The following is a 25,020-nucleotide window of genomic DNA, read 5'->3' as shown; positions in this document are numbered from 1 at the left end:
GTGCCCGCATCATCACGGGTCGGTGTCAGCGCGCTGACCCGCGCGCGGCTGCGGCAGGCGGAACGGGAGCTGGCCGCCCAGGATCCGCGCATGGCAGCCGCCATTGACGCCGTGGGCGCCTGCACCCTGCTGCCGCGGCGCGAAGGCTCGCACTTCGGGCACCTCGTCCGAAACATCATCTACCAGCAGTTGAGCGGCAGCGCCGCCGCCACGATTCACGGCCGTTTTGCCGCGCTGGTGGGCGGTGACGCGCAAGCGCCCGACCCGCACTCCGTGCTGGCACTCCACGAGGACGCGCTGCGTGGCTGCGGGCTGTCCACGGCCAAGCAACGGGCGATACGCGACCTTGCCACGCACGTGGTGGATGGACGCCTGCCCCTCGACGCGCTGGACACCATGGCTGACGAGGCGGTGATCGATGCGCTCGTGCCCGTGCGAGGCATCGGTCCGTGGACCGCGCAGATGTTCCTCATGTTCCGCCTCGGCCGGCCCGATGTGCTCCCGGTGCTCGACCTGGGGGTACGAAAGGGGGCGCAGCGCATCTACCGCACGCGCACCCTCCCGGACGCGGCGCGACTCACCCGCCTGGCGCGGAACTGGCGTCCGTGGGCGAGCGTTGCCAGTTGGTACTGTTGGCGTGTGCTGGATCTGGAGGATGCCGGAGGCTGGTGATGGCGGAGTTTCGCAAGCGGGTACGCGTGCCGGTGCCGGTGACGCAACTGTTCGCATGGCACGAGCGCCCGGGTGCGTTCCTGCGACTGTCACCACCATGGGATCGCCCCGAGGTGGTGTCGCACGTGGGCGGCATTCGTGATGGCGCCCGTGTGGAACTCCGGGTGCACACCGGACCAGTGCCCACCACGTGGCACCTCGAACACCGGGATTACCTCGAGAACCGGCAGTTTCGTGACGTGATGCTCGAGGGGCCGTTTCGCTCGTGGGTGCATACGCACGCGTTCGAACCGGACGGTGAGCACGCGAGTGTGCTCGATGACCACATCCGCTACGAGCTGCCGTTGGGTGCCCTCGGCGACGCGATCGCCGGCCGCTTCGCCGACAGCACGCTGGCCCGGGTCTTCGCCTACCGTCACGCGGTCACGGTTGGCGACCTCGAGCGTCATGCCGAATTCGCGGCGCGGCCGCGCCTGCGCGTCGCGATTACCGGGGCGACCGGCTTCATTGGCTCCCAGCTGGCCGCGTTCCTCAGCACCGGCGGGCACGAGGTGCTGCGCATCGGGCGCGGCCCCGTACAGCCGGGGGTGGTGGACATCAGCTGGAATCCCGCGCGCGGGACGCTCGACCCGGCGGCCCTCGAAGGGGTCGACGCCGTCATTCATCTCGCGGGCGCGAGCATCGCCGAGCGCTGGAGCGACGCGCACCGGCGGGCCATTCGCGACAGCCGGGTGGAGGGCACGTCGCTGCTGGCGCACACTCTGGCCGGATTGTCGCGCAAGCCGCGCGTGCTGCTGAGTGGGTCGGCCGTTGGGGTGTACGGCTCGCGCGGCAACGATGTGCTCGACGAACAGAGCCGCTTCGGCAGCGACTATCTGGCTGAAGTTGGCCGCGCGTGGGAGGGGGCTACCGAACCGGCCGCCGGGGCCGGCATTCGGGTTGTGCACCTGCGTACCGGTATCGTGCAGGGCGCGGCTGGCGGCGCGCTGGCCAAGCAGGCCCCGCTCTTCCGGCTGGGGCTTGGCGGGCCGCTGGGCGACGGCTCCCAGTGGGTGAGCCCCATCGCCCTCGACGACCACATCGGCGCCATGCATTTCTGCCTCATGCGCGATGACATTGCCGGCCCCGTGAACCTCGTGGCGCCGGAGGCGGTCACCAACGCCGAGTTCACGCGGGTGCTGGCCCGTGTGCTGTCGCGTCCGGCGCTGGCCCCGGCCCCGGCCTTTGCGCTGCGGATCGCTCTGGGACGCGAGATGGCCGACAGCACCGTGCTCGCGAGCCAGCGTGTGGTGCCGGGGGTGCTGCAGCGCCACGGTTTCCGCTGGCGGCACCCCTCGCTGGAGTCCATGCTGCGCTTCGAACTGGGTGCGCTGGCTGGCTGAACGTTCTCGTTGTTGGAAACTTTGCCGGCGCGTGTCGCACTTTGACACCTTTTCGCGCGTCAATCGTAGGTTCTAGTACATGAACGTGATCATCCTCGAGACCGTCCTCTTCATCGCCCTGGTGGCGGTGGTGGGGACGATTTTCGTCACCGCGCTGGGGATCACCCCGGTAGGCCGGCGCCTCCGTCAGTCGGCCAACCGCAAGCGCATCGACAAGCAGGCGGAGTTGACCTGTCCCGTGCACGGGCTCCAACCGGAAGCCGATCTCGTGCGACTTCCCACGGGCGAATCCCTGTGTCCTCATTGCTACAAGGAAGCAGTCCATGGCCAGATCGGTTGACGACAAGATCGAAGAGTTGAAGTACTCGTTCGAGAACTCCGTGCGCAATTCGCTGCAGTCGGGCGGCGGCGGTGAGGGCGGCGGTGTGTTCAAGAAGCTCGGCCTCGCGGCGGCGGCACTGCTGGCCGCGATCCTGCTGCTGCGCCCGACCATCGCCTACATCGAGCCGGGGCACGTGGGCATCGTGATCAACCGGGCCGGCGGTGGCGTGGATCCCAAGCCGCTCGGCCCGGGGTTCCACCTGCGCAATCCGCTCTTCACGGCCATTCAGGAGTATCCCACGTTCATGCAGACGCTGGTGCTCACGCGGGAAAGCACCGAGGGCTCACCGGGGAACGACGAGATCAACGTGAATTCCATCGAGGGGCAGCCGTTGTCGCTCGACGTGTCCATGTCGTTCGAGCTGGAAGGGGCCAAGGTGCCGGCACTCTACCAGACGTTCCGCACCGACGTGCAGACCATTTCCCATGGCTTCATCAAGCAGGCCATCCGGCAGTCGCTGCAGGAAACGGTGGGGCAGGAGATGATCGCCGACATTCTCGGCCCCAAGAAGGCCGAGACGGTCACGCGGACGCAGGCGGCGCTGCAGAAGCGGCTGGACCCCTATGGCATTGCCGTGCGGCAGTTCACGCTCAACGAGTTCCGGGCGCCCAAGGCCGTCATGGACGCCATCTCGCTCAAGAACGTCATGTCGCAACAGGCGCTCACGGCCCAGAACGAACTGCAGAAGAACACGTTCCAGGCGCAGGGCGACAGCATCAAGGCGGCGGGGCGTGCCAAGGCCATTCTCACCGAGGCCGAAGCGCAGGCCAAGGCCAACGACCTGCTCTCGCGCAGCATCACCAACACGCTGGTGCAGTACGAAATGGCGAAGCGGTGGAACGGGCAGATGCCGCAGGTGACGGGTGGGGCGATGCCCATGATGCAGTTGCCGGGGACGACGAAGAACCCGTAAACTGCGGCATGCCGATCATTCCGTTCGACGCGCTGCCGGACGAGGCGCGCGTGTGGGTCTTTGCGGCGGCGGCTCCCATCACGGGGGCCGCCGCCGCTGTGCTGTTGTCGAGCGTGGACGCCCATCTGCAGCAGTGGCGGGCACACGGGGTGCCGCTGGTCTGCGCGCGCGACTGGCGCGACGATCGCTTCCTCGCCATAGGCGTGGACGAAGCCGCCAGCAACGCCTCCGGCTGCTCCATCGATGCCCTCTTTCACGCATTGCGCGCGCTCGAGGCGCAGCTCGGTACCTCGATGGTGGGCACTGGCGCGGTGTATTGGCGTGACGCGTACGGCGCCGTGGCGATGGCCGGTCGGCCCGCCTTCCGCGCGGCTGGCGCGGCGGGCACGATTCACGCCGATACCCACGTGTTCGATCCCACGGTGGTCACCGTCGGTGCTTGGCGCCGCGAGTTCGAGAAGCCGGCCGGTGCCAGCTGGCACGCTCGGCTGCTGCCTCAGGTGGGTTGAGCAACTCGGGGGAGGCCTCGGAGCCTCGGAGGCACGGAGACAACCACTACTGTTCTTCGTGCCTCCGCGGCTCTGCGCCTCCGACGAGCAGTCTCCCTAACCCAGCCAGCTATCCCGATGCTCGGCCACGAACGCATCGTCCGTGAGTTCGGGATACAGCACGGGCAATCGCGCCAGCATCTCCGCCTGCCCCGGTGACAGCCGTTCGTGCGTGTCGTACGTCCAGGTGCCGCGCACGAGCCCCTGCCGTCGCAGGATGTCCAGAATGCCCGGCAGGCAGCCGGTATAGCCGTTCGCCGCATCGAAGATCACGGCATTCGCCATGGTGAGCGCCGCGCCGCGGGTGAGCCACTCACGCGGCATGGCATTACTCCCACTCGCACGCCACGCCTTGATCTCCGCAAGCATCGTGACCGCCGTGCGGGTCCACACCGCCCATTGGCCCAGTAGTCCACCCACGAAGTGCCGCGTGTAGGCGCGGCCACCACTCGTGACGGGGATGTCGGTCACGAGATCGGCCACGATGGCGTCGTCGTTGCCGGTGTACAGCGCGATGTCGTCGCGCCCGGCGTCGGCGAGTGCGCGCACCACGTCGAGCGTGGCGTAGCGATCGAACGGGGCCACCTTGATGGCCACCACGTTGGCAATCTCCGCGAACTCGCGCCAGAAGGCGTAGCCCAGCCGCCGCCCGCCCACCGCCGGCTGCAGGTAGAAGCCGAACAGCGGGATGGCGTCGGCCACGCGCCGGCAGTGCGCGAGGATGGCGTCGTCGCTGGCGTCACGCCACGCCCCCAGCGAGAGCAGGCCGCAGTGATAGCCCAGGGCCAGCGCGATCTGGGCCTCGCGCAGCGCCTGCGCGGTATCACCAATGAGCCCCGCCACGCGTACGAACGGGCGCGGCGCGGTGGCCAAGGCGGCGTCGGCGGTGGCGGCGGCGAGTTCGAGCACCGGGCGATAAAGCCCGATCTTCGCGTCGTGAATGGGGAAGCCCGTGGTGTGTACTCCCACCGCCATGCCGCCGGCCCCCGCCGCCACGTAGTAGCGGGTGAGCGCCTGCTGATGCCGCTCGTCCATGTCTCGTGCGGGCGTGAGCGCCAGCGGGTGCGCCGGAATCACGTGCCCGGCCTGCAGGTGCGCGCGCACGTTGAACCCGGCGCTTTCAGAAGCGGCCATCGCGCACCTCGAACTTCGTGGGTTTGGCCAGCAGACGCCCGCCCTGCCGTACCCACGCAACCGCCCAGGCACAGAGGGTGTCGAGCGGCAGCGCGGTGTACGGCAGGTACTCGGCGAGCCGGTCCACGTTGCCGATGAGCGCATCCGGTTGCTCTTCGCCGACGAGCCGGGGCGCGATACCAGCGCGCCGGCCGATACGCTCGGCCAACTCCCGTACGCGCACCATGGGGCCGGACACGTTGAGCGCCAGCGCCGGATTGTTGGCCACCAGCAGCCCGCGCAAGGCGAGACGATTGGCGTCCCCCTGCCAGATCACGTTCACCCAACCCGTCGTCACGTCCACGGGTTCACCCTCGAGCACGCGGCGCGCGATTTCGGTGACCACCCCGTAGCGCAGGTCGCACGCGTAGAAGAGACGATACAGCAGCAACGGTGAGCCACTGCGTCGCGCGACACTCTCGAATGCGCGCTCGCGGCCGATGGTGCTGGCGGCGTACTCGCCGTCGGGCACCAGCGCATCACCCTCCTGCGACCCGCCGCGCGCCACCAGTGACCGGCCATACACGTTGCCGGTGGAGAAGCAGACGATGCGGCTCTGTGCATACCGCTCGGCCGCGTGCACGCTGGCCACCACGTTGTGCGTCCATGTGCCCACCGGATCACCGGCAGTGCCGAACTTCTGCCCGGCCATCCAGATCATGTTCGGTGCGTCGGGAAGCATCGCCACGGCGCGCGGATCGGCGAGGTCGGCGCGGATGACCTCCACACCGTGCGCCTCGAGCTGGGCGGCGGCGGTGGCATCGCTGAACCGGGACACCGCGATCACGCGCCGTGTGCGATCGTGGAGAGCACGGCGGGCCATGTGTGCAACCGTGGGGCCCATTTTGCCGCCAGCACCCAGAATGACGATGTCGCCGTCGAGCTGCTCGAGGGCCGCAATGGTTTCCTCGTCGGGAGCGGCGAGGCGGGCCTCGAGCGAGTCTTCGGTGGTGGGGGCGCTGTCGATGGCGGACATTCCCGGAGAGATGGGAGATCAGAAAGCCACGGATGACACGGACAAGACGGTATACCAGCTACACCGTGGCCGCCGACTCCGTCGCCACGGGGGGCATCGCGATGCCGAGTTCCGCGGCCAGTGCCCGACGTCCGGCGTCAATGCGCTCACGCGCCATCTGCTTGAGCCGGCCGATGTCATCGAGCGTCATCCCCGCGGTGTCGATGGGCTCGAGGACCTGCGCCAGGGCGGTGGCGCGCAGGAAGCGGAACGTGCCCTTGGCCATCGCGTTGCGGGTGCCGGCCACCGCAATGGGGAGGACCGGTGCCTGGCTCTCGATGGCCAGGCGGAAGGCGCCGTCCTTGAACGGGAGCATTTCCTGCGTCTTGGAGCGGGTGCCCTCGGGAAAGATCATCACGCTGACGCGCTTGGCCAGCCGATCGCGGCACTGCGCGATGGCGTTGATCGTGCTGTCCCGATCCCCACGCACGAGCCTGATGTCTCCCGCCATCTGCATCATCCACCCCATGCAGGGGATCTTGAACATGGTGTCCTTGCTGAGCCACTTCATTTCCCACGGGAAGCAGCTGATCAGGAACACATCGGCATAGCTCTCGTGGTTGGCCACCACCACGTACGGCCGGCGCGGATCCGCCAGCGTCCCGCGCGTGCGGAATCGCCAGAGGCCGTTGAGCCGCATGGCGGTGACGCCGACCAGGCGGAAGGCCCGCCCGGCGGCGTAGCGCCCCTTGTCGAACGGTGCGGTGAACAGCCAGATGAGCGCGACCACGGGCGTCCCGAGAATCACGACCAGGACGGTTTCCACCCACGCCCACCAGTTCAGCACCGTTCCCAGCATCGTCGTGCCTCAGCCCTGCGCGGGCGTGGACTCGGTGGGCGCCACGGCATCGAGGGGATCACAGAAGCCGGCCTCCTTGTGTGCGCCGTCACAGAAGGGCTTCACCTTGGACGCGCCGCAGCGGCAGAGCGACATGGGGCGCCCTTCGGCGCGCGGCGGGATGACGTTCCCTTCGTGGTCGACGAGGACGATCTGGGCGGCATCTTCGGCGCTGATGCCGAGCGAGCCATTCTTGCGGACGGTGATGGTGATGGGCATGGGGAAAATGGAAGGGGGTTATGACAAGGGAGGGGGCAGGGGGAAGGGGATCAGGGGGAAGGGCGAAGGAGCCTGACTCCTTCATCCTGAGAACCTTCTTCCTGCCTCCGGAGCGTCAGTCCGTCGTCGCGAACCGTTTGAGACGGGCAATCATGGCATTGAGGCCGCTTTCGCGCGCGCCAAGGCCAATGTCCTGCATGAGCAGGCGCACGACGTCGGCGGGGAGCGCGAGGGTGACGGCGGGTGGCTGGTCGTTCACCCCCGCGAACACGATCGCCAGCACGGCCGCCACCGTGGGAGACTGGCGGGCATTCACATCGGCGTAGAAGTGCAGCGTGCCGTCGTCCCGGTACTCGGGGAAGATGTCCACGCGTGTCTGGCACTCGGGCACGGTGAACGCGGCACGGTCGAGAGCGGCGAAGCGCGCGGGGAGCGGCTCGAGCTTCTTCGACCACGCAAGCAGCGCCTGCATCTTGTCCTCCCGCTCCAGCAGTCGAAACTGCTTCAGGGTGCGGGCCAGCGCGGGGGGCAGATCGAGGAGGGCATCGGACATGACATTGAAAGGTAGCAGGACGGGGGAGGGGTGGCGGGTCTGGCCGCGGGTGGCGCGGGCGTGCTGATTTGGGGGATGACCAATCGCTGCGTACGCCAGATCGGGCTACGGTGTCTGCTCCCGGCCCTCGTTACGGCCTGCTCGCCGAACTCGGGGCTGGAGACCGCGGTCGGCACTCTCGAGATGGTGGAAGTGAACGTGGGTCCCCTGCAGGTGGCACGGGCGGTTCGCGTGCTGGTGCAGGAGGGGGACCCGGTGCGGGCCGGAGACACGCTGGCGGTCTTCTCCACCCCGACCCTCACGGCCTCGGTTGCCCAGGCGGAGGCGCGGGCGGCTGCGACCGATGCGGCCGCACAGGAGTTGGCCAACGGTCCGCGGCCGGCGGAGATCGCCCGGGCCGACCAGGAGCTGGCGGTGGCCGATGCCGACGCGACGCGCGCGGCGGCCGATCTGGCGCGCCTCGAGCCGCTCGCCGCACAGGGCGACGTGAGTCGCGCCACCCTTGATGCCGCACGCGCCGCCGCACGGAGCACGGCCAGCCGTCGCGACGCGGCCCGCGAGGCGCTGCGGCTGGTGCGGGATGGGGCGCGCGTCGAGCGGCGCCGCGCGGCTGCCGCCGAGGCGCGCGGGGCGCAAGCGGCGGTGGACGCGTGGAAGGCGACGGCCAGCGATCTCGTACTTGTCTCGCCGGTGGACGGCGTGATCTCGAGCCGCAACGTGGAGCCTGGCGAAGTGCTCGCCGCGGGCCAGAGTGCCCTGACCGTAGGGCAGCCCAGCCGTCCGTGGGCGCGCATCTACGTGTCGCAGTTCGTGCTGCCGCGGCTCAAGGCCGGGGACACGCTGTCGGCGCGCCTCGACGGCGACACCACGACCTTTCGGGGGCGCATCACGGCCATTGCCACGCGCGCGGAATTCACGCCGCGGGTGGCGCTCACCGAGCAGGAACGGGAGGATCTGCTCTTTGGTGTGAAGGTGGAGTTTGCGGAGGCCGGTGACCGGCTGCGGGCCGGCATGCCCATCACGGTGACGCTGCCGCCCGCGCAGTGAACGCGCCGCTCGTGGTGCGCACCCACGCGTTGCACAAGCGCTTCGGGACGCTCGTGGCCGTGCATGGCCTCGACCTGGAGATCCGGCGTGGCGAGGTGTTCGGCCTGCTGGGGCCCAACGGTTCCGGCAAGACGACCACCATTCGCATGCTGTGCGGTCTGGTGCTCCCCACGAGCGGCACTGCGGAGGTGGCCGGGTTCGACATCACCACCCAGCCCGAGCAGGTGCGCCGCCGCATTGGCTACATGTCGCAGCGCTACGGCCTCTACGACGAACTCACCGTGGCGGAGAACCTGCGCTTTTACGCCTCCGTGTACGGGCTGGTTGGTCGTGCGCGTGACGAGCGGCTGGCCGAGCACATCGCGCTGCTGGGGTTGGGCGAGCGTCTGCGGCAGCGCGCCGGCACGCTCAGCGGCGGCTGGAAGCAACGGCTCGCGCTGGCGTGCGCGACGGCGCACCACCCCGACCTGGTGTTCCTCGACGAACCCACCGCCGGTGTGGATCCCGCCGCGCGGCGCACGTTCTGGCAGACCATCTACGATCTCGCGAACACCGGCACCACCGTGCTCGTGACCACCCATTACATGGACGAGGCCGAGCGGTGCATGCGGCTCGCCTTCCTGTCACGCGGTCATCTCATCGGCCTGGGGACGCCGGCGGAGGTGGTGCAGCAGTTCGGCGCGGAAACGGTGGAAGACGTGTTCGTGATGCTGCAACAGCGTGATGAGGCCGCGGCGCACGCGGGCGGGTTGCCGTGAGCGCGTGGCTGGATCGCCTGCGCCGATGGACGGTGTGGCCCATGCTGTGGAAGGAGTTCCTCCAACTGCGGCGCGACCGTCTCACGTTCGCGCTCATGACGGGGCTGCCGGCCATTCAGCTCGTGCTCTTCGGCTATGCCATCCAGACGGACGTGCGTCGGCTCCCCACCGTGGTGGTGGACGAATCGCGCACCAGCGAGAGCCGGGCGCTGGTGCAGGTGCTGCAGAACACCGACAACTTCCGGGTCATCACGCGGGTCTCGGACCGCGCCGACGCCAAGCGCTGGATCGAGCGCGGTGCGGCCCGCGTGGCGCTCGTGATTCCCCCCGACTACCAGCGCAACATCCGTGGTGGGCATACCGGCGTGGCGCAGCTGCTCATTGACGCGGCCGACCCGCAGTCGAGCGGGGCCGCCATTGCCGGCGCGCAGCTGGCGGCGCAGGCGCGCGGGGCGCAGCTGCTCGCGCAACGATACCAACTGCGCTCGCCGGTGGAGATCCGGGTACGTCCCTGGTACAATCCCGCGCAGCGGAGCGCCACGTTCATCGTGCCGGGGATCGTGGGCATCCTGCTCACCATCACCATGACGCTCATCACGAGCACGGCCATCGTGCGCGAACGCGAACGCGGCACGCTCGAACAGCTGATCGTCACCCCCATCGGCAAGTCGAGCCTCATGCTCGGCAAGCTCGTGCCCTTCGTCATGGTGGGGTACGTGCAGATGAGCGTCATCCTGCTGCTGGGCGTGCTGTTCTTCGGCATCCCGGTGCGTGGCAATCTCGCGCTGCTCTACGCGCTCGCGCTGGTGTTCATCGTGGCATCGCTCGGTGTGGGGTTGCTCATCAGCACCGTGGCGCGCAGCCAGGCGCAGGCCATGCAGCTCAGCTTCTTCTTCATGCTCCCCAACATCCTGCTGAGCGGCTACATCTTCCCGCGCGCCGCCATGCCCGAGCCGGCACAGTGGCTTGGGCTGCTGCTCCCGCTCACGTTCTTTCTCGACATTCTGCGCGGGGTGCTGTTGAAGGGGGTGGGCGGGCGGGACCTGCTGGTGCAGCTGGGCGCGCTGTGCGTGCTGGCGGGGACGCTGTTCACGGTGAGTGTGCGGCGGTTCTCGAAGACGCTGGACTAGGGTGTTGGCGGGTTGTGCCGGCGGGAACGTGGCGGGGGGCTGCAGCAGACGGCAGACGGCAGGAACCACAGACGGCAGTTGGGCAGGCAGGCGGAAGAACAATGCGGGGCCGACGCTGCGCGTGGCCCCGATATCCCACCCGCCAAGGAAATCGGGCGCGCCGCGAAGCGGACGCGCCCGTGTTGTTGTACCGCATCCCTGCCCAACTGCCGTCTGTGGTTCCTGCCGTCTGCCGTCTGCAGTTGACGATCTCGCCACGCCACCCCCGTCAGACAATCCCTCGCACCGGCTGCGGCCGATACGGCGCTTCCAGCAGGGCGACCTCTTCTGCCGACAACTCGAGCGAGACCGCCCCCAGCGCGTCCTCGAGCTGAGGCAGTTTCGTCGCGCCCACGATGGGCGCGGCCACCTGCGGCCGGGACAGCAGCCACGCCAACGCGATCTGCGCCATGGGTACCCCGCGGCCGTCGGCCACCCGACGCACCGCGTCCACGATGTCCCAGTTCACCTGGTCATCGTACAGCCCGTGTCCGTAGCTGTCGGTGGCGGCCCGCACCGTCGACTCGCGGTCGGTGACGCCGCGGCGCGCCCCTGCCAACAACCCCCGGGCCAGCGGGGACCACGGCATGAGCCCCACCCCCGTCTTGGCACACAGCGGAATCATCTCCCGCTCCTCTTCGCGGTACAGCAGGTTGTAGTGGTTCTGCATGCTCACGAACCGGGCCCACCCGTGGCGTTCACTGGCGCTGAGCGCCTGCGCGAACTGCCAGGCAAACCCCGAGCTGGCGCCGATGTAGCGCACCTTGCCGCTGTGTACGAGGTGGTCGAGCGCGGCGAGCGTTTCCTCGATGGGCACGACCGGGTCGAAGCGGTGAATCTGGTAGAGGTCGATCGTCTCCACGCCCAACCGGCGCAGACTCGCCTCACACCCCTGCACGATGTGCTTGCGCGACAGCCCGCCCATGTTGGGACGGTCCGACAGGGGGAAGAACACCTTGGTGGCAATCACCAGCTCGTCGGGGCGGCCGTAGTCGCGCAAGGCGCGCCCCGTGACCTCCTCGCTCACCCCCAGCGAGTACATGTCGGCGGTATCGAAGAAGTTGATCCCCGCCTCGATGGCCCGGCGGAAGAACGGGCGGGCGGCGTCTTCATCCAGCACCCAGGGGCGCCAGGCCGACGCCCCATAGCTCATGCAGCCCAGGCAGAGGCGGGAAACCGACAGGCCAGTGGTGCCGAGCGAGGTGTAGCGCATGGGAGGAAGACCGGGGGAAAGGGCACAAATCCGGGAATTCAGGGCCGGGGCGGGGTTTCGGGAACCCTTCGCGCGCCTCAACGCTAAGATACAGGTCTCCCACTTCCGACGAATCCGCCCATGCTCATCCGCCGACCCGACGACATTCCGTCCTCCGAAATCACACCGGAGTCCGTCTACCAGAACCGACGGCAGTTCATGGGGACGGCCGGGGCGCTCGCCCTGGGCACGGCGCTCACCCCGTCGGCGCTGCAGGCGCTCGCGGCAACCGGCGGCGTGCAGGAGGACAAGGTGACGCCCGAGGAGGACGCCACCACCTACAACAACTTCTACGAGTTCGGGACCGGCAAGGAGGATCCGGCGGAAAACGCCAAGGGGTTCAAGACCACGCCGTGGACGGTGACGGTGGAAGGGTTGGTGAAGAATCCCAACACGGCCTGGGATCTCAATGATCTGCTGGCCAAGCTCACCCTCTACGATCGCACCTACCGCATGCGGTGCGTGGAAGGGTGGTCCATGGTGATCCCGTGGCGCGGAGTGCAGTTGCGGGACGTGCTCAACCGCCTCGAACCGCTGCCCAGCGCCAAGTTCGTGCAGTTCACCACGCTGTACGACCCGCGGCGCATGCCCGGGCAGAAGTACCCCGTGCTGCAGTGGCCGTACAAGGAGGGACTGCGCCTCGACGAAGCCATGCACCCGCTGACGCTGCTGGCCACCGGCATGTATGGCAAGGCGCCGCTCCCCAATCAGAACGGCGCGCCCCTGCGCCTGGTCGTGCCGTGGAAGTACGGCTTCAAGGGCATCAAGAGCATCGTGAAGATCCGCTTCACCGACAGCTTGCCCTTCACCACGTGGAGTGATGCCATTCCGTCCGAGTATGGCTTCTACGCCAATGTGAACCCGCAGGTGGATCATCCGCGCTGGAGCCAGGCCAAGGAGCGCCGCATCGGCGAGTTCCTGCGTCGCCCCACGCTCATGTTCAACGGCTACGCCGACCAGGTGGCGTCGCTGTACGCCGGCATGGACCTCCGCCGGAACTACTGAGCCGTTGCGTCCGGACGCCTCTCGCGCCGAACGGACGGTCCGTCGTTTCATCCGTCCGGCCCTGTGGGCGCTGGTGCTGGCGCCGGCGCCCCTGCTCATCGCCCAGCTGCTGCTCGACCAGCTTGGCGCTGACCCGATCGACCGGCTGGAACGGCTCACCGGCGAGTGGGCCCTGCGCTTCCTCATTGCCTCGCTGGCGGTCACTCCGCTCCTGTGGGTGACCGGGTGGGGGTGGCTGGTGGCGCAGCGCCGGTTCCTGGGGCTGGCCGCCTTCTGCTGGACGGTCGGGCACCTTGCCGTGTACACGGTGCTCGACTGGTTCTTCGACTGGCAGGAAATCATCAAGGACGTCACCGAGCACTTGTACATCACCCTCGGGATGGCGGCCTTCCTGCTCATGGTGCCCCTGGCCCTCACCTCCACCAAGGGGGCCATTCGCCGGTTGGGGGGGGCGCGCTGGACCCGGCTGCACTCTCTGGTCTACGTAGCGGTCATCGCCGCCTGCCTGCACTTCGCCTGGGCGGTCAAGAAGGACCTGCTGGAGCCCATCCTCTACGGCGGCCTGGCGGCCGTCCTGCTGGCGGTCCGGGTACTGCGGAAGGCAGGGGCCCGCACGGCGTGACGGTCGTGCCGGGTGGGACGTCCTCCGAGAACGATCCCCCCCTCGCTCCGGTTCATGAGTGCACCCCGCGGCGTCGAACATCGGCGCCATCCCCATCGTCGCCCCCCATCCGCCCGTGGCTCCTTCGACGGGAGCGTACTCCCGGGCCCAGCCGCCGTGTCACCCCTGGCGGGGGGGGAGCGGTGGGAGCAGGTCGTGCTCGCCCTGCTCGTCGCCTACGCCATGGCCATCACCGCGTGGTTCGCGGCCGGCGCGAACCCGGGCACGCCTGGGCTCCCCGCGCAGCTGCTGCTGCCGATGCCGGTGGCCGCCGTATCGCTCCTGCTCGCGTGGCGGGCCGCACGCGACCAGACGCTCGATCCGGGCACCCGCCGTTTTTGGCGCGTCATGATACTGGCGCTGGCGTTCGTCCCGGCAGAACAACTGGCGGGGTGGCTCCCCGAAGCCATTGACCCACGGGTGCGCGACCTGTTGCTGATGGGGGCCACGCTCGCCGTTCCTGGGGTCACCTTCGTGGCGCTCATGCAACTGCCCAGCGCCCCGCGCGCCTGGGTCGACCGCCTCAAGCTGTATCTGGACATGGCGACGGTGGCGATCGGCGGCGCGCTGCTTGCCTGGTTCAATGTCACGACGGTCGCCGTATTCCTGGACGGCGCCCGTCGCCTGTGGTTCGTGCTGCTGCACGCGCAGGGGGTGCTCGACCTCATGCTGGTGCTCGTGGCCTCCGTGGTATGGCGTCGCACGGCGCCCCAGCATCGGCCCAACACCCTTGTGGTGGTCGGGGCTGCCCTGCTCGTGCACTTTCTCGGTCACACCGCTGCCGTCGTGCAGATGCTCGGCGGCGCGCCGCATCCCGACGTGATGCACATCGTGAACCCCATCGCGATTGCCCTCATCGGTGCGGCCGCGTGGATGAGTCGCGGGCGCCTGCGGCATCGCGATGCCCGCCCGCCCTGGGAGCGACGCGCCCCATCCTCGAGTGTCCTGCCCTACGCCGCCACGCTGCCGGGGTTCGTCCTGCTGCTCAAGGTGGCCTTCGAACAGGACGCCCAGCCGCTGGCCGGACTGGCGGTCGGAGCGGTGGCGCTCGCGCTGCTCGCGTTCGCGCGTCAAGGCGTGTCGTCCCGCGAAGCCGTCGTGGCGCTCGCGGAATCGGCGGCGCGCCAGAATGAAGCCCGCTTCCGGGCGCTGGTGCAGCACTCGAGCGACGTCATCACGATCGTCGATGCCGACGGCACCATTCGCTATGCGAGTCCGTCCATGGCCACCGTGTTCGGGCACGACCCGTCCCGGTTGGTCGGCACGAACCTCCTGCACCTGCTGCACCCCGACGATGTGCACGCCGCGACCGGCTTCCTCGACGAGCTCTCCGGTATCACGGACCAGACGGGCGCGACGTCGCCGGGCGTCCTCAAGTGCGAGTGGCGCCTGCGCGACGCGCAGGGCCAATGGCTCACGGTCGACAACGTCGGCACCAATCTGTTGCGGGAACCGGTGATCGGCGGGCTGGTGCTCAACACGCGTGACGTGACCGAGCAGAGCGTGATCAAGCAGCAGTACATGCACCAGGCCTTCCACGACCCGCTCACCGATCTCGCGAACCGATCGCTGTTCCTGTATCAGGTGGGGCACGCGCTGGCGCGCCATTCGCGGCAGACCCACCCGGTCACGGTGCTCTTCCTCGACCTGGACAACTTCAAGACGGTCAACGACTCACTGGGCCATGCCGAAGGCGACCGCCTGCTCGTGGAGGCGGCACGACGACTCGCCCGCTGTGTGCGGTCGAACGACCTCATCGCGCGCCTTGGCGGCGACGAGTTCGCCGTGCTCGTGGAGGACGCCGAATCGGTGGATGAGGTGCTGGTGATGGCCACGCGGATCGTCGAGGCGCTCACGCGCCCCTTCATGCTGGCCGGCAAGGAAGTGTTCGTGAACGCCAGCATCGGCATTGCCCGATCGGCGCGCGGCGAAGGGGCGGACGAGTTGGTGCGCAACGCCGACGTGGCGATGTACGTGGCCAAGACGCGCGGCAAGGGCCAGCGTGTGCTCTTCGAACCGCAGATGCACCAGGCCGCTCTCGAGCGACTCGTGGTGGAGGGTGACCTGCGGCGCGCCATCGATCAGGAGGAGTTCTGCCTGCAGTTCCAGCCGATCGTGGTGTTGGCCACCGGCGACATCATCGGGGCCGAGGCCCTGGTGCGCTGGAACTGCCGCGATCGCGGGACGGTGCCCCCGGGGGTGTTCATCCCCATTGCCGAGGAAACCGGGCTCATCGTCCCGATCGGCCGGTGGGTGCTGCGCCGTGCCTGTCGGGAGGCGCAGCGGTGGATGCGGGATCGCGGCCTCCCCTGTCGCATCACCGTGAACCTCTCGGGGCGTCAACTCCAGGACGCGCAGATCGTGGACGACGTGCGCCACGCGCTCGAGGAATCCGGGCTCGACCCGGCGCAGCTGGTGCTCGAAATCACCGAGAGCATGCTGATGCACAGCACCGACGTGTCCATGGAACGGCTCGAGGCGCTCAAGGCGCTGGGGGTGTCGCTGGCCATCGACGACTTCGGTACCGGTTATTCTTCCCTCAGCTATCTCCAGCGCTATCCGATCGACATTCTCAAGATCGACAAGGCGTTCGTGGAGGTCATCGCACAGGGGGACGAAGGGCCGGTGCTGGCACAGGCGATCGTGGCACTCGGGGAAACGCTGCGGATGCGAACCGTGGCGGAGGGTATCGAAACGGAGGCGCAGCGCGGCGCGCTGCTCCAGCTCGGGTGCGAGCTGGGGCAGGGCTACCTGTTCGCGCCCCCGCTGGATGCCGAGGAGTACTGGCAACTGCTCCTCGCCCGTGGTGCGCGGTCGTCGCTCGGCAGCGTGCGTTGTCGTGCGGTGAGTGCCAGCGCCGCGTAAGGGCCGCGCACCGCGCCAGCGCCCGACGCAGCAGTCGGCATCGCCGTCGGCATCGCCGTCGGCATCGCCGTCGGCATCGCCCGCTGCGGCGCCACGCGCCACGCCGACCGATTCGTCGTGGCCCGAGCGGATTGCCGCGTTTGCCGTGTGTGCCCCGGGGATCGCGCCGCTGGTGGCGGCCGAATGTGCGTCACTCGGGCTGCCGGTCGGCGAAGTGAGCGCGGCCGGCGTGTCGCTGGCGCTGACGCTGCCGGAGCTCTTTCGCCTCAATTGCTGGTCGCGCTGCGCGAGCCGGGTGCTCGTACGACTGGCGAGTTTCGAGGCGCGCGATTTTGCCACGCTCGAGAAGGCCGCCGGCCGCGTGCCGTGGGCGCGTGTGGTCTGCGCCGGGGCCTCCGTGCGCTTGCGCGTCACCTGCCGCAAGTCGCGGCTGTATCACTCCGATGCCGTGGCCGAACGGGTCGCGCGGGGCATCGTGGGCGCGATTCGCGGAGCACAGGTCGTGGCGCGCGCGCGTGACGACGAGGCGGACGACGAGGACGCTGCGGGGGGCGCGCAGCTCATCGTCGTGCGCGTCGATCACGACCGCTGCACGATCAGCGCGGACAGCTCAGGAGCGCTGCTGCATCGCCGGGGGTGGCGTCTTGCCGTGGCCAAGGCGCCGCTGCGCGAAACGCTGGCGGCGGGTATGCTGGCGGCAATGCGCTGGGACGGCGCGGTTCCGCTGGTGGATCCGTTCTGCGGCTCGGGGACCATCGGTATCGAGGCGGCGCTGCGTGCCCGTGACATGGCGCCCGGGCTTGCCCGCCGCTTCGCGCTGGAGGAGTGGCCACACGCGTCAACGGCCATGTATGCGGCCGAGCGCGAGGCGGCGCGCGCGAAGGCGAAGCCGCACGCCGGGGTGGCGATCGTCCTGCGCGATCGCGACGCCGGGGCCATTGCGGCGGCACGCGCCAATGCGGCGCGCGCCGGTGTCCTGGACGATCTGGTCATCGAGCAGGGGGCGCTCTCCGACACGGACCTTGCGGCCATCGGCAGTCATGGCCTGCTGCTCACGAATCCGCCGTATGGCCAGCGGGTGAGCGGCGGCGCCGACCTGCGCGGGCTGTACGCCCGCCTGGGCGATGTCCTGCGGGCCGGTGGGCGCGGTTGGCACCTGGGAATGCTGGTGCCCCCCGATCGCGCGTTGGCGGGGCAGTTGCGGCTCACGCTGGAACCGGTGCTGCGAACGGCCAACGGGGGGGTGCCGGTGGAGTTGCTGGCCACCGTTCCACCGCGCAGGCCCCGGGGAGCCACGGGCTGAGGCCCGCGCGGCGCCACGGCGCGCCGCCGGAGCGCCGTGCTCGGGGGGCTCTGGCGGCGCCTCCGGGCTTACACGCGGAAGGTGTCGGGTCGCCAGTTCCGGATCTGCTGCTTGATCTCCTTGCTCTTGAGGGCGGGATTGGCGATCACCTGCTCCACCAGCCCGGCCAGTTCGGCGTCGCTGGCGAAGCGCAACGCGATGTAATGGCGCGGCGAGAGCGTGGCTATGGCCTGCTCGGCCAGGGCGGCAGGCAGAATGCGCCGATAGCGCAGCTGTTCCTCGAGCCGGATGAGGCGATCCTGCGCGCGCAGCGGAGAGAACCGCGAGACGGATACCACGCCGAACAGCGCCAGCGCGCCCACCAGGAAGTACCCGGTGTCGAACGACGGATCCCCGAAGAACCGCGTGAGGCTCCAGACCAGGAAGATGAGCGCCAGTGGGCTCGTGAAAAAATGAAAGAGCGGATTGTACTGGGCGTGGTTGGCGTAGCTCTGCGTGGTGCCGGACATGGTCGGGTGTGGTGAGGGACGAGGATCAGCGGGTGAGTACCGCGTCGGTGGCGCGCTGTGCGAGGAACAGCCGTTCGTCAAATGAACCGCGCACGAGAGTGTACGGTGCCCCGAAGCGCTCGAGGGTCTCGATGAAGAGGGCGTGGAGCGCCTCACGCCGGTCACCCCGGTCGCGGATGCCGTCGGCGGTCCACGGCACGTCAATGTCGAGCAGCAGATAGTGGTCGGCGATCCGTTCCCTGGCCAAGGCCTCGATGTCGGGGTCGCACTGACCGGTGTAGTGCTGGGCGTAGGCGACGGTGCTCAGGAGGTCCGTGTCGAGCACGATCAGCGATCGAGCCGCTGCCAGCGGTCGCGCCAGGGCCTCGGCTTCCGCCGTGACCTGTCCCCGCACGATCGGCCAGTGGTCGTCCACGCCGATGGCGGCGCCCTTGCGCGCCGCGTACGCCCGGGCGAATTCCGGCACGACCGGTGCGCCGTACTGCCGCCCCAGCCGGTCGGCGAGGGTGGTCTTGCCCGTGCACTCCGATCCCGTGACGACCACACGCCGGACGGGTGCGGTCATGCGAGGGTCTCGTGGCCGCGGGCCGAGCGCCGCCACTGCACATACCCCAGCATGGCGAGCCCCAGAAACACCGTGTAGAGCAACGCGGTGAGCGGGAGGCCACGGCTGATGAACAGCCCGATGTACACAACGTCAACGCCAATCCACAGCAGCCAGTTCTCGAGCAGCTTGCGCGTCATCATCCACTGCGCCACGAGACTGACGGCCACGAGGATGGCGTCGAGCCACGGGAGGGCCGCGCCGGGGATGCGCGAGGTGATCACGGCCAGCACCACCCACGTCACGAGCACGACACCGGCCAGCCGCGCGCGCAACCGCAGCGGGGTGCGCGTGACGAGGACCGCCGCGGCCTGCGCGCCACCACGCCACCAGTGCCACCACCCGTACAGCGACAACGTGAAATACACCCCCTGCAGCCCCGTGTCGCTGTACAGCCCCGTCCGCGCGAACACGATCATGTAGAAGACGGCATTGAGTACGCCGAGCGGCCAGCACCAGAGGCTTTCGCGCGTGACGAGCCACACGTTGGCGACGCCGGTGGCGAAACCGAACACCTCGGCGCACGAGGAACCGTGTGCCGACAGCCAGCGGCAGGCGTTCAGGGCGGCGGCGGGATCACCACTGGTCATGTGACGCAAAGCTAATTAGCGTACCGGCCACATGACCGGGGTGCCGGCGCCGCCTGTGCGTGTCCGGCTGAGATAACACCCGTCGAACCTGATCCGGTTCATACCGGCGTAGGGAGTCCACCGTGTCTCGTCGCATCCTCGCGCGCCGTGGGCGCGCCGGGCGGCCCGTGGTCGCTGTGCGTCGCGCATGCGCGCACACGCCGTTGCCGGGATTCGCCCCGCTTGGCGTTCTGGCCGCGACCGTGTTGCTGGTCACGGCCGCGCCCGCCACCATTCTGCGCGCACAGGCGCGCCCCGATTCCGCGCGATCCGACAGCGCGGCCCGGCGCATCGAGGGCGTCTCGGTGCAGGCCATTCGTGCCGGCAGTACCGCGCCCATCGCGCAAAAGACCATCGAGCGGGACGCCATCGCGCAGCGGCAGTTCGGACAGGATGTGCCCATGCTGCTCATGAATGCCGCGCCCAGCCTCATGGCCCACACCGAAACCGGCACGCCGTGGGGCTACAGTTACCTGCGCCTGCGCGGGCTCGATCAGACGCGCATCAACATCACGATCGATGGCGTGCCCCTCAACGACATGGAGGACCAGGTCCTCTATTTCGCGAACTTTGCCGACCTGATGTCCAACGTCCAGTCCGTGCAGGTGCAGCGTGGCGTGGGTACGAGCACCGCCGGGACGGCGTCGTACGCGGGATCGATCAACTTCGAAACGATGCCGGTGGCGCGGAAGCAGGCCGGCGGTGATGTGCAGGTGCAGGTGGGCAGCTTCGGCGCCCAGCGTGTCACGGCCGGCTTCAACAGCGGCCTGCAGAATGGGTTTGCAGCCTATGGCCGCGTGAGTGCGCTGCGCACCAACGGCTACCGCGACCACAGCGGCGTGGCGGGGCGCACCGGCTTTCTTGGCGCCGGCTGGTTCGGCCAGCGCGACATCGTGAAGCTCACCGCCCTGGTGGGGCAGCTGTACGACACGCTCAGCTACACCGGCGCCACGCGCGAACAGCTGCAGCAGAACTGGCGCTTCAATCCGCTGGCTCCCAACGAGCGGGACAAGTTCGGGCAGCAGATGGTGTCGCTGGCCTGGTCACGCGCGCTGGCGAACGGGGGCGCGGTGAACACCACCGTCTACCGCAACTCGGCCAGCGGCAACTACGACTACTTCGAGCTCCCCGATCGCTACCGCTTCAACCTCGCGCACACCTGGTACGGTGTGACCAGCGTCTACACCGTGGAGCGGGGGGCCCTGGCCATCAACACGGGGGTGAACGCGAACACGTATCAGCGCGCGCATCGTGGCTACTTCCAGCCCGATACCGAACTCTACGACAATACGGGGCACAAGCAGGACGCGAGCGGCTTCGTGAAACTGTCGTACACCCGGGGCAAGGCCACCTGGTTCGGCGACGTGCAGGGGCGGTGGGCGCGGTTCCGGTACGCGCCGTCGGACAACGCCGGCATCACGGGGCGCCACATCGACTGGGCCTTCTTCAACCCCAAGGCGGGGGTGACCTACGCCCTCTCGCGCGGCGTGTCGGCCTTCACCAGCTACGGCATGACCAGCCGCGAGCCGGCGCGCAACGACCTGTTCGGCGGCGAGGATGATCTCAACCGCGGCAACGTGGCGGCCTTCGGCGACTTCACGCGCGTGCGCCCCGAACAGCTCCGTGACTTCGAAGCGGGGGTCAACCTCGTGCGGCGCACGGTCGACCTGTCGGCCAATGTGTACAGCATGGACTTCCGCAACGACATCGCGCGCATCGGCGCGCCCACGGCCAGCGGGTCCATCCTTCGTCGCAACGTGGGGAGCAGTTACCGTCGTGGTCTCGAAGTGGACTGGGCGTATCGCGGCATCGATCGCGTGGTGCTGGCCGGCAACGCCAACTGGAGTACCAACCGCATCCGGCAGTTCACCGATTCGTCGCGGGGCACGCCGGTGGTGCGTCGCCACGTGGAGCCGCTGCTCACCCCGCGCTTCACGAGCGCGCATCGGCTGGAAGTCACGCCGGTGTCGCGGCTGTGGGTGAGCGTGGAGGGGCGCTACCAGAGTCGCGCCTTTCTCGACAACACCAGCAGCCCCGATCGCGTGCTTCCCGACTTCTACACGGTCGATGCCGCGGCGCGCCTGATGGTGGGGCGGACGAGCCTCACGCTGCGCGGCCAGAACCTGGGGGATACGCGCAAGTTCGGCAGTGGCGCCGTGAGCAGCAGCGGGCGCGTGCGCTACTTCATTCTTCCCGCGCGCGCGGTGTTCCTGACGGCGGCGTACGAGTTCTGACCTGACAGGTGAGGCGTAACCGCTCGTCGGAGCGCACGGGGCAACGGAGGTACGGAGATCAGCAGTGAAATTCTGCCGTTGTCCGTGTCTCCACGACTCCGTACCTCCGACGAGCTGTTCACGCCCCGCACTAGCCGATACCCGAAAGCCCCGGTAGCGTGAGCAGCATGCACTCTCCATTCACGGTTCTCGCCGCCGCCGCGCTCCTCGCGCCCGCCATCGCCGCCGCGCAGCCGCTTCGCCCGCAGGTGGACGCGTGGCGCAAGCAGCATGAACGCCGGATCCTGGACGAAGCGTTCGCCCTGCTCGCCATTCCCAATGTGGCGAGCAACCAGGACGATATCGCGAAGAACGTCGCGTTCCTCACGCAGGCGTTCGCGAAGCGCGGGGTCGCCCTCACGCCGCTGCGGGCACCCACGGGCGGCAGCCCGGCGCTCTTCGGTGAGATCAAGACGCCGGGGGCCACGCGCACGGTGGTGTTCTACGCGCACTACGACGGGCAGCCCGTGGCGGGTGGCGGCTGGGAGAGCGACCCTTTTGCGCCCAAGCTGAGTCGCTATCGCCACAGCGCTCCCACCGATGATGTGCCACTGCCGGCGCCAGGCGATACCATCGATCCCGAGGTGCGCATCCGCGCGCGCTCCGCCAGTGATGACAAGGGGCCCATCGTGGCCATGCTGGCGGCACTCGACGCCATGACGGCGCTGCGGCAACGGGCGAGCGTGAACGTGAAGTTCTTCCTCGAAGGGGAGGAGGAGGCGGGGTCGAATCATCTCGGCGACATCCTGCGCACGCACCGCGCGCTGCTGGGCGCCGACGCGTGGCTCTTTTTCGATGGGCCAGTACACGTGAGCGGCGCGCCGCAGATCGTCCTCGGCGTGCGCGGTGTCATGGGGGCGGAGGTCACCTTCTACGGCGCCAACCGGGCGCTGCACAGCGGCCATTACGGCAACTGGTCGCCCAACCCCGCCGTGGCCGCCGCGCATTTCGTGGCCGGACTGCGCAGCACTGACGGCCGCATCCTGCTGCCCGGCTTCTACGACGATGTGCCGCCCATGTCCGACGGAGAGCGTGCGCTCGTGAACGCCCTCAGTGCCACCGATGACAGCGTACGTCGCTCGCTCGGGCTTGCCCGCACCGAGGCGGACAACGCCCCGCTGGGGGCGCGCATCATGCTGCCCGCGTTGAACGTGCGTGGCATTCGTGGAGGCAACGTGGGGACCGGCGCCAGCAACGCCGTGCCGACCAGTGCGAGCGTGAGCATCGACTTCCGCCTCGTCCCGGACCAGCGGCCGGCACGCATCCGGGCCATGCTCGAGCAGCATCTGGCCACCCTCGGGTATACCGTCACGAGCGACGCCGGGGCTGCGGCCCGGAGCACCGACCGGAGTCGACTCGCGCTCGTCACGTACGACAGCGGCTACACGGCGGTGCGGGTGCCGAGCACGCTGGCCAGCGTACAGGCCGTCAAGCGGGTCATGACGCGGAGCTATGGACGAGAGCCGTTCACCCTCCCCATCCTCGGGGGGTCACTGCCGCTGTTTCATTTCGTGGAGCAGCTGGGCGCCACCGTCATCACGATCCCCACGGTCAATGCCGACAACAGTCAGCATGCCCCCAACGAAAACCTGCGGGTTGGCAACCTCTGGGATGCCGTAGCGCTCATGACGGAGCTCATGGTGGGGCTGGGACGCGAGTGGGGCCCGCGCTCCTGACCACGGGGGCGGCGCGCATGGGCACGATCGTCGGTCGTCAGCCGGCGCTCTTCCCCATGCGGCACCGGTCCGAGCAGTAGCGCACGCTCTCCCAGTCGCGCTCCCATTTCTTGCGCCACGAGAACGGCCGGCCACAGCGCGCGCACAGCTTGTCGGGGTGCCCGTTTACCGCCCCCGGCCGCTTGCCGGTGGTCTTGCGAGAGGACGCCATGCCTCCCCAAGCGGCGTAGGCCGGTACACTGTTCCCACATGCACTCGCCATCTCCGCCGCCGCGGCTCTCGGGGGGACACGCCGCTATCGACCCCGCCGACTTTCCGGCGAGCAACCAGGACCTCCTGTATTCCGACTATAGGAAGACGGAGGAGCTCGGCACCTTGCGACAGGTGGCCCGCGCACTCGCCGCCGAGACCGATTCGCAAAAGGTGCTGGAGACGCTGTGTGAACTCTCCATGGTCAGAGGGAGGGCAAGTGGCGCTGCTGTGGCTCAATTAAGTGGTGATAATGGCGTGTATGTGGCAGTATCTGGCAAGGCCCAAGCGCTCCTCGATATCTCCTTCCCGCTCGAGGGCACGATGACCGGCCGCGTGGCGCGTGAGCATCGTACCCTCTCCCTTGCCAACCCCAGCGAGAGCTCGCCCTTCTTTTTCACGCTGCTGCCAGCCCTGGGTGTGGGACCCATTCTGCTGCTGCCGCTGCTCGCCAACCAGCAGCTGTTCGGCGTCCTGTCCATCACCAGAGACGCGGGGCATCCGCTCTTCGATGACGTTGATGAAGAGCGCCTGGGGGTCATGGCCGACCTGGCCGCCCTGGCGATCTGGAAGGCCCGCCTGCTCGAGGAGGCGCGTTCGGCCGATGCGGCCAAGACCAGCCTGCTGGCCATGTTGTCGCACGAGCTGCGCACCCCCCTGACCGCACTGGAAGGCTACGGCGAGCTGCTGGAAGACGAGATCCTGGGCCCGCTCACCGCCGAACAGCGCGATGTGATCGTGCGCCTGCGCACCGTCGGGCGCCACCTCGGCAGCCTCATCGAGGACATCCTCACCTACGCCTCGCTCGAGGCGGACCGTCTGACGGCGCGCACGGCGCCGCTGCGGGTGGACGAGCTCATGGATTCGCTCCACCCCTTCCTCGAGCCGTTGGCCCGGGAGAAGGGGATCGCGTTCGCCATCGAGCTCGAAGCCGCCTTGCCGCTGCTCGTCACCGACGAGGCGCGCCTGCGGCAGATCCTGCTCAACCTCTGCCAGAACGCCATCAAGTTCACGGAGATCGGTGCCGTGACCGTGCGCGTGTCCCGCGGGTCCCCCGCCGCCGATGGATCGCCCACCACGCGGTTCGCCGTGCGGGATACCGGCGTGGGGATCGCCGCCACGGACATGCAACGGCTCTTTCGCCCCTTTTCCCAGTTGGAGGACTCCGCGACGCGCCGTGCGCGGGGCACCGGCCTCGGTCTGTACATCGCCAGGCGTCTTGCCACCCTCCTGGGCGGGCGCATCGAGTTGGTCTCGCGCCCCGGGGAGGGGTCGACCTTCACGCTGGTCCTGCCGCAACAGTTCACCACCTCCCCCTGATGTGC

At 68.9% G+C, this 25,020-nt stretch carries 25 protein-coding genes and 1 riboswitch; of the genes, 15 read left to right on the top strand and 10 right to left on the bottom strand.

Features of this window, described 5'->3' with window-relative positions; translation table 11 throughout:
• The 5 genes from LW840_RS11150 (at position 1) to LW840_RS11130 (ending at position 3,858) form a co-directional block, all read left to right on the top strand.
• Positions 1–672: a DNA-3-methyladenine glycosylase gene (locus tag LW840_RS11150; RefSeq protein WP_291276992.1), complete on the top strand. Its 672-nt coding sequence runs from the start codon at positions 1–3 to the stop codon at positions 670–672.
• Positions 672–2,054 (top strand): TIGR01777 family oxidoreductase, encoded by a 1,383-nt coding sequence (locus LW840_RS11145; RefSeq protein ID WP_291276991.1) that lies wholly within the window; start codon positions 672–674, stop codon positions 2,052–2,054. Before LW840_RS11150 ends, LW840_RS11145 begins: the two co-directional genes overlap by 1 nt.
• A gap of 79 nt (positions 2,055–2,133) precedes the next feature.
• On the top strand, positions 2,134–2,394 hold the full coding sequence (locus tag LW840_RS11140) for a hypothetical protein (RefSeq protein WP_291260233.1): 261 nt from the start codon (positions 2,134–2,136) through the stop codon (positions 2,392–2,394).
• Complete coding sequence (locus LW840_RS11135; protein ID WP_291260232.1) at positions 2,378–3,349, top strand: prohibitin family protein; 972 nt, start codon at positions 2,378–2,380, stop codon at positions 3,347–3,349. Before LW840_RS11140 ends, LW840_RS11135 begins: the two co-directional genes overlap by 17 nt.
• 8 nt (positions 3,350–3,357) lie before the next feature.
• The gene (locus LW840_RS11130) at positions 3,358–3,858 is read left to right on the top strand and encodes a hypothetical protein (RefSeq protein WP_291268935.1); all 501 of its coding nucleotides are present in this window, start codon (positions 3,358–3,360) and stop codon (positions 3,856–3,858) included.
• A 96-nt stretch (positions 3,859–3,954) separates the two neighbouring features.
• Here the strand turns inward: LW840_RS11130 and LW840_RS11125 are convergent, their stop codons facing one another.
• The 5 genes from LW840_RS11125 to LW840_RS11105 all read right to left on the bottom strand — a co-directional run bounded on the left by LW840_RS11125 (position 3,955) and on the right by LW840_RS11105 (position 7,695).
• Complete coding sequence (locus LW840_RS11125) at positions 3,955–5,031, bottom strand: dihydrodipicolinate synthase family protein (protein WP_291276990.1); 1,077 nt, start codon at positions 5,029–5,031, stop codon at positions 3,955–3,957.
• Positions 5,018–6,046: an NAD(P)-dependent oxidoreductase gene (locus LW840_RS11120; RefSeq protein WP_291266181.1), complete on the bottom strand. Its 1,029-nt coding sequence runs from the start codon at positions 6,044–6,046 to the stop codon at positions 5,018–5,020. Before LW840_RS11120 ends, LW840_RS11125 begins: the two co-directional genes overlap by 14 nt.
• Positions 6,047–6,104: 58 nt before the next feature.
• Positions 6,105–6,872: a lysophospholipid acyltransferase family protein gene (locus LW840_RS11115; protein ID WP_291276989.1), complete on the bottom strand. Its 768-nt coding sequence runs from the start codon at positions 6,870–6,872 to the stop codon at positions 6,105–6,107.
• 21 nt (positions 6,873–6,893) lie between these two features.
• Positions 6,894–7,142: a CDGSH iron-sulfur domain-containing protein gene (locus LW840_RS11110; RefSeq protein WP_291260226.1), complete on the bottom strand. Its 249-nt coding sequence runs from the start codon at positions 7,140–7,142 to the stop codon at positions 6,894–6,896.
• 115 nt (positions 7,143–7,257) lie between these two features.
• Positions 7,258–7,695, bottom strand: coding sequence for a SufE family protein (locus LW840_RS11105; protein ID WP_291260225.1), 438 nt, complete (start codon positions 7,693–7,695; stop codon positions 7,258–7,260).
• A 75-nt stretch (positions 7,696–7,770) separates the two neighbouring features.
• Here LW840_RS11105 and LW840_RS11100 point away from each other — a divergent pair, with 75 nt between their 5' ends.
• Genes LW840_RS11100 through LW840_RS11090 form a run of 3 tightly spaced genes read left to right on the top strand, consistent with a single transcriptional unit; the run spans position 7,771 to position 10,630 of the window.
• Positions 7,771–8,742, top strand: coding sequence for an HlyD family efflux transporter periplasmic adaptor subunit (locus LW840_RS11100; protein ID WP_291276988.1), 972 nt, complete (start codon positions 7,771–7,773; stop codon positions 8,740–8,742).
• Positions 8,739–9,500, top strand: coding sequence for an ABC transporter ATP-binding protein (locus LW840_RS11095; protein ID WP_291260223.1), 762 nt, complete (start codon positions 8,739–8,741; stop codon positions 9,498–9,500). The genes LW840_RS11100 and LW840_RS11095 overlap by 4 nt, the downstream gene beginning before the upstream one ends.
• Complete coding sequence (locus LW840_RS11090) at positions 9,497–10,630, top strand: ABC transporter permease (RefSeq protein ID WP_291260222.1); 1,134 nt, start codon at positions 9,497–9,499, stop codon at positions 10,628–10,630. The genes LW840_RS11095 and LW840_RS11090 overlap by 4 nt, the downstream gene beginning before the upstream one ends.
• Positions 10,631–10,898: 268 nt before the next feature.
• Here LW840_RS11090 and LW840_RS11085 read toward each other — a convergent pair whose 3' ends face one another.
• Positions 10,899–11,882 carry an aldo/keto reductase gene (locus LW840_RS11085; protein ID WP_291266179.1) on the bottom strand — a complete coding sequence of 328 codons (984 nt, stop codon included), beginning with the start codon at positions 11,880–11,882 and terminating at the stop codon, positions 10,899–10,901.
• Positions 11,883–12,002: 120 nt separating this feature from the next.
• Between LW840_RS11085 and msrP the strand changes: the two genes are divergently transcribed.
• The 4 genes from msrP (at position 12,003) to LW840_RS11065 (ending at position 17,755) form a co-directional block, all read left to right on the top strand.
• Positions 12,003–12,926, top strand: a complete 924-nt coding sequence (msrP, locus tag LW840_RS11080; RefSeq protein WP_291266178.1) for a protein-methionine-sulfoxide reductase catalytic subunit MsrP — start codon at positions 12,003–12,005, stop codon at positions 12,924–12,926.
• 4 nt (positions 12,927–12,930) lie between these two features.
• Positions 12,931–13,548, top strand: a complete 618-nt coding sequence (locus LW840_RS11075; protein WP_291260219.1) for a protein-methionine-sulfoxide reductase heme-binding subunit MsrQ — start codon at positions 12,931–12,933, stop codon at positions 13,546–13,548.
• 156 nt (positions 13,549–13,704) lie between these two features.
• A complete protein-coding gene (locus tag LW840_RS11070) occupies positions 13,705–16,452 on the top strand; it encodes an EAL domain-containing protein (protein WP_291276987.1) in 2,748 nt (915 codons plus the stop codon).
• Positions 16,436–17,755, top strand: coding sequence for a hypothetical protein (locus tag LW840_RS11065; RefSeq protein WP_291276986.1), 1,320 nt, complete (start codon positions 16,436–16,438; stop codon positions 17,753–17,755). The genes LW840_RS11070 and LW840_RS11065 overlap by 17 nt, the downstream gene beginning before the upstream one ends.
• Before the next feature lie 68 nt (positions 17,756–17,823).
• Here the strand turns inward: LW840_RS11065 and LW840_RS11060 are convergent, their stop codons facing one another.
• From LW840_RS11060 to pnuC, 3 genes are read right to left on the bottom strand one after another with little or no spacing between them, the layout of a single operon-like run.
• Entirely contained in the window at positions 17,824–18,264 is a 441-nt protein-coding gene (locus tag LW840_RS11060) for a DUF6526 family protein (RefSeq protein WP_291260216.1), read from the bottom strand.
• Between the two features lie 25 nt (positions 18,265–18,289).
• Positions 18,290–18,829, bottom strand: a complete 540-nt coding sequence (locus LW840_RS11055; protein ID WP_291266174.1) for an ATP-binding protein — start codon at positions 18,827–18,829, stop codon at positions 18,290–18,292.
• Positions 18,826–19,458 (bottom strand): nicotinamide riboside transporter PnuC, encoded by a 633-nt coding sequence (pnuC, locus tag LW840_RS11050; protein WP_291276985.1) that lies wholly within the window; start codon positions 19,456–19,458, stop codon positions 18,826–18,828. The genes LW840_RS11055 and pnuC overlap by 4 nt, the downstream gene beginning before the upstream one ends.
• 26 nt (positions 19,459–19,484) lie before the next feature.
• Positions 19,485–19,590, top strand: a riboswitch (TPP riboswitch).
• A 44-nt stretch (positions 19,591–19,634) separates the two neighbouring features.
• Here pnuC and LW840_RS11045 point away from each other — a divergent pair.
• Positions 19,635–21,731: a TonB-dependent receptor gene (locus LW840_RS11045; RefSeq protein WP_291276984.1), complete on the top strand. Its 2,097-nt coding sequence runs from the start codon at positions 19,635–19,637 to the stop codon at positions 21,729–21,731.
• A 167-nt stretch (positions 21,732–21,898) separates the two neighbouring features.
• Positions 21,899–23,446, top strand: a complete 1,548-nt coding sequence (locus tag LW840_RS11040; protein ID WP_291266172.1) for a M20/M25/M40 family metallo-hydrolase — start codon at positions 21,899–21,901, stop codon at positions 23,444–23,446.
• Positions 23,447–23,483: 37 nt separating this feature from the next.
• On the opposite strand, the gene LW840_RS11035 is transcribed toward LW840_RS11040, so the two are convergent.
• Positions 23,484–23,657: a DUF2256 domain-containing protein gene (locus tag LW840_RS11035; protein ID WP_291260211.1), complete on the bottom strand. Its 174-nt coding sequence runs from the start codon at positions 23,655–23,657 to the stop codon at positions 23,484–23,486.
• A 38-nt stretch (positions 23,658–23,695) separates the two neighbouring features.
• Here LW840_RS11035 and LW840_RS11030 point away from each other — a divergent pair, with 38 nt between their 5' ends.
• Positions 23,696–25,015, top strand: a complete 1,320-nt coding sequence (locus tag LW840_RS11030) for a GAF domain-containing sensor histidine kinase (protein ID WP_291260210.1) — start codon at positions 23,696–23,698, stop codon at positions 25,013–25,015.
• The last annotated feature ends 5 nt before the right edge of the window (positions 25,016–25,020 follow it).

It is taken from the genome of Gemmatimonas sp. (genome assembly GCF_021298855.1).
Classification (GTDB): Bacteria; Gemmatimonadota; Gemmatimonadetes; order Gemmatimonadales; family Gemmatimonadaceae; genus Gemmatimonas.
The sequence above is the reverse complement of the archived record's forward strand: the minus strand, read 5'-3'. Positions and strand labels throughout refer to the sequence as shown.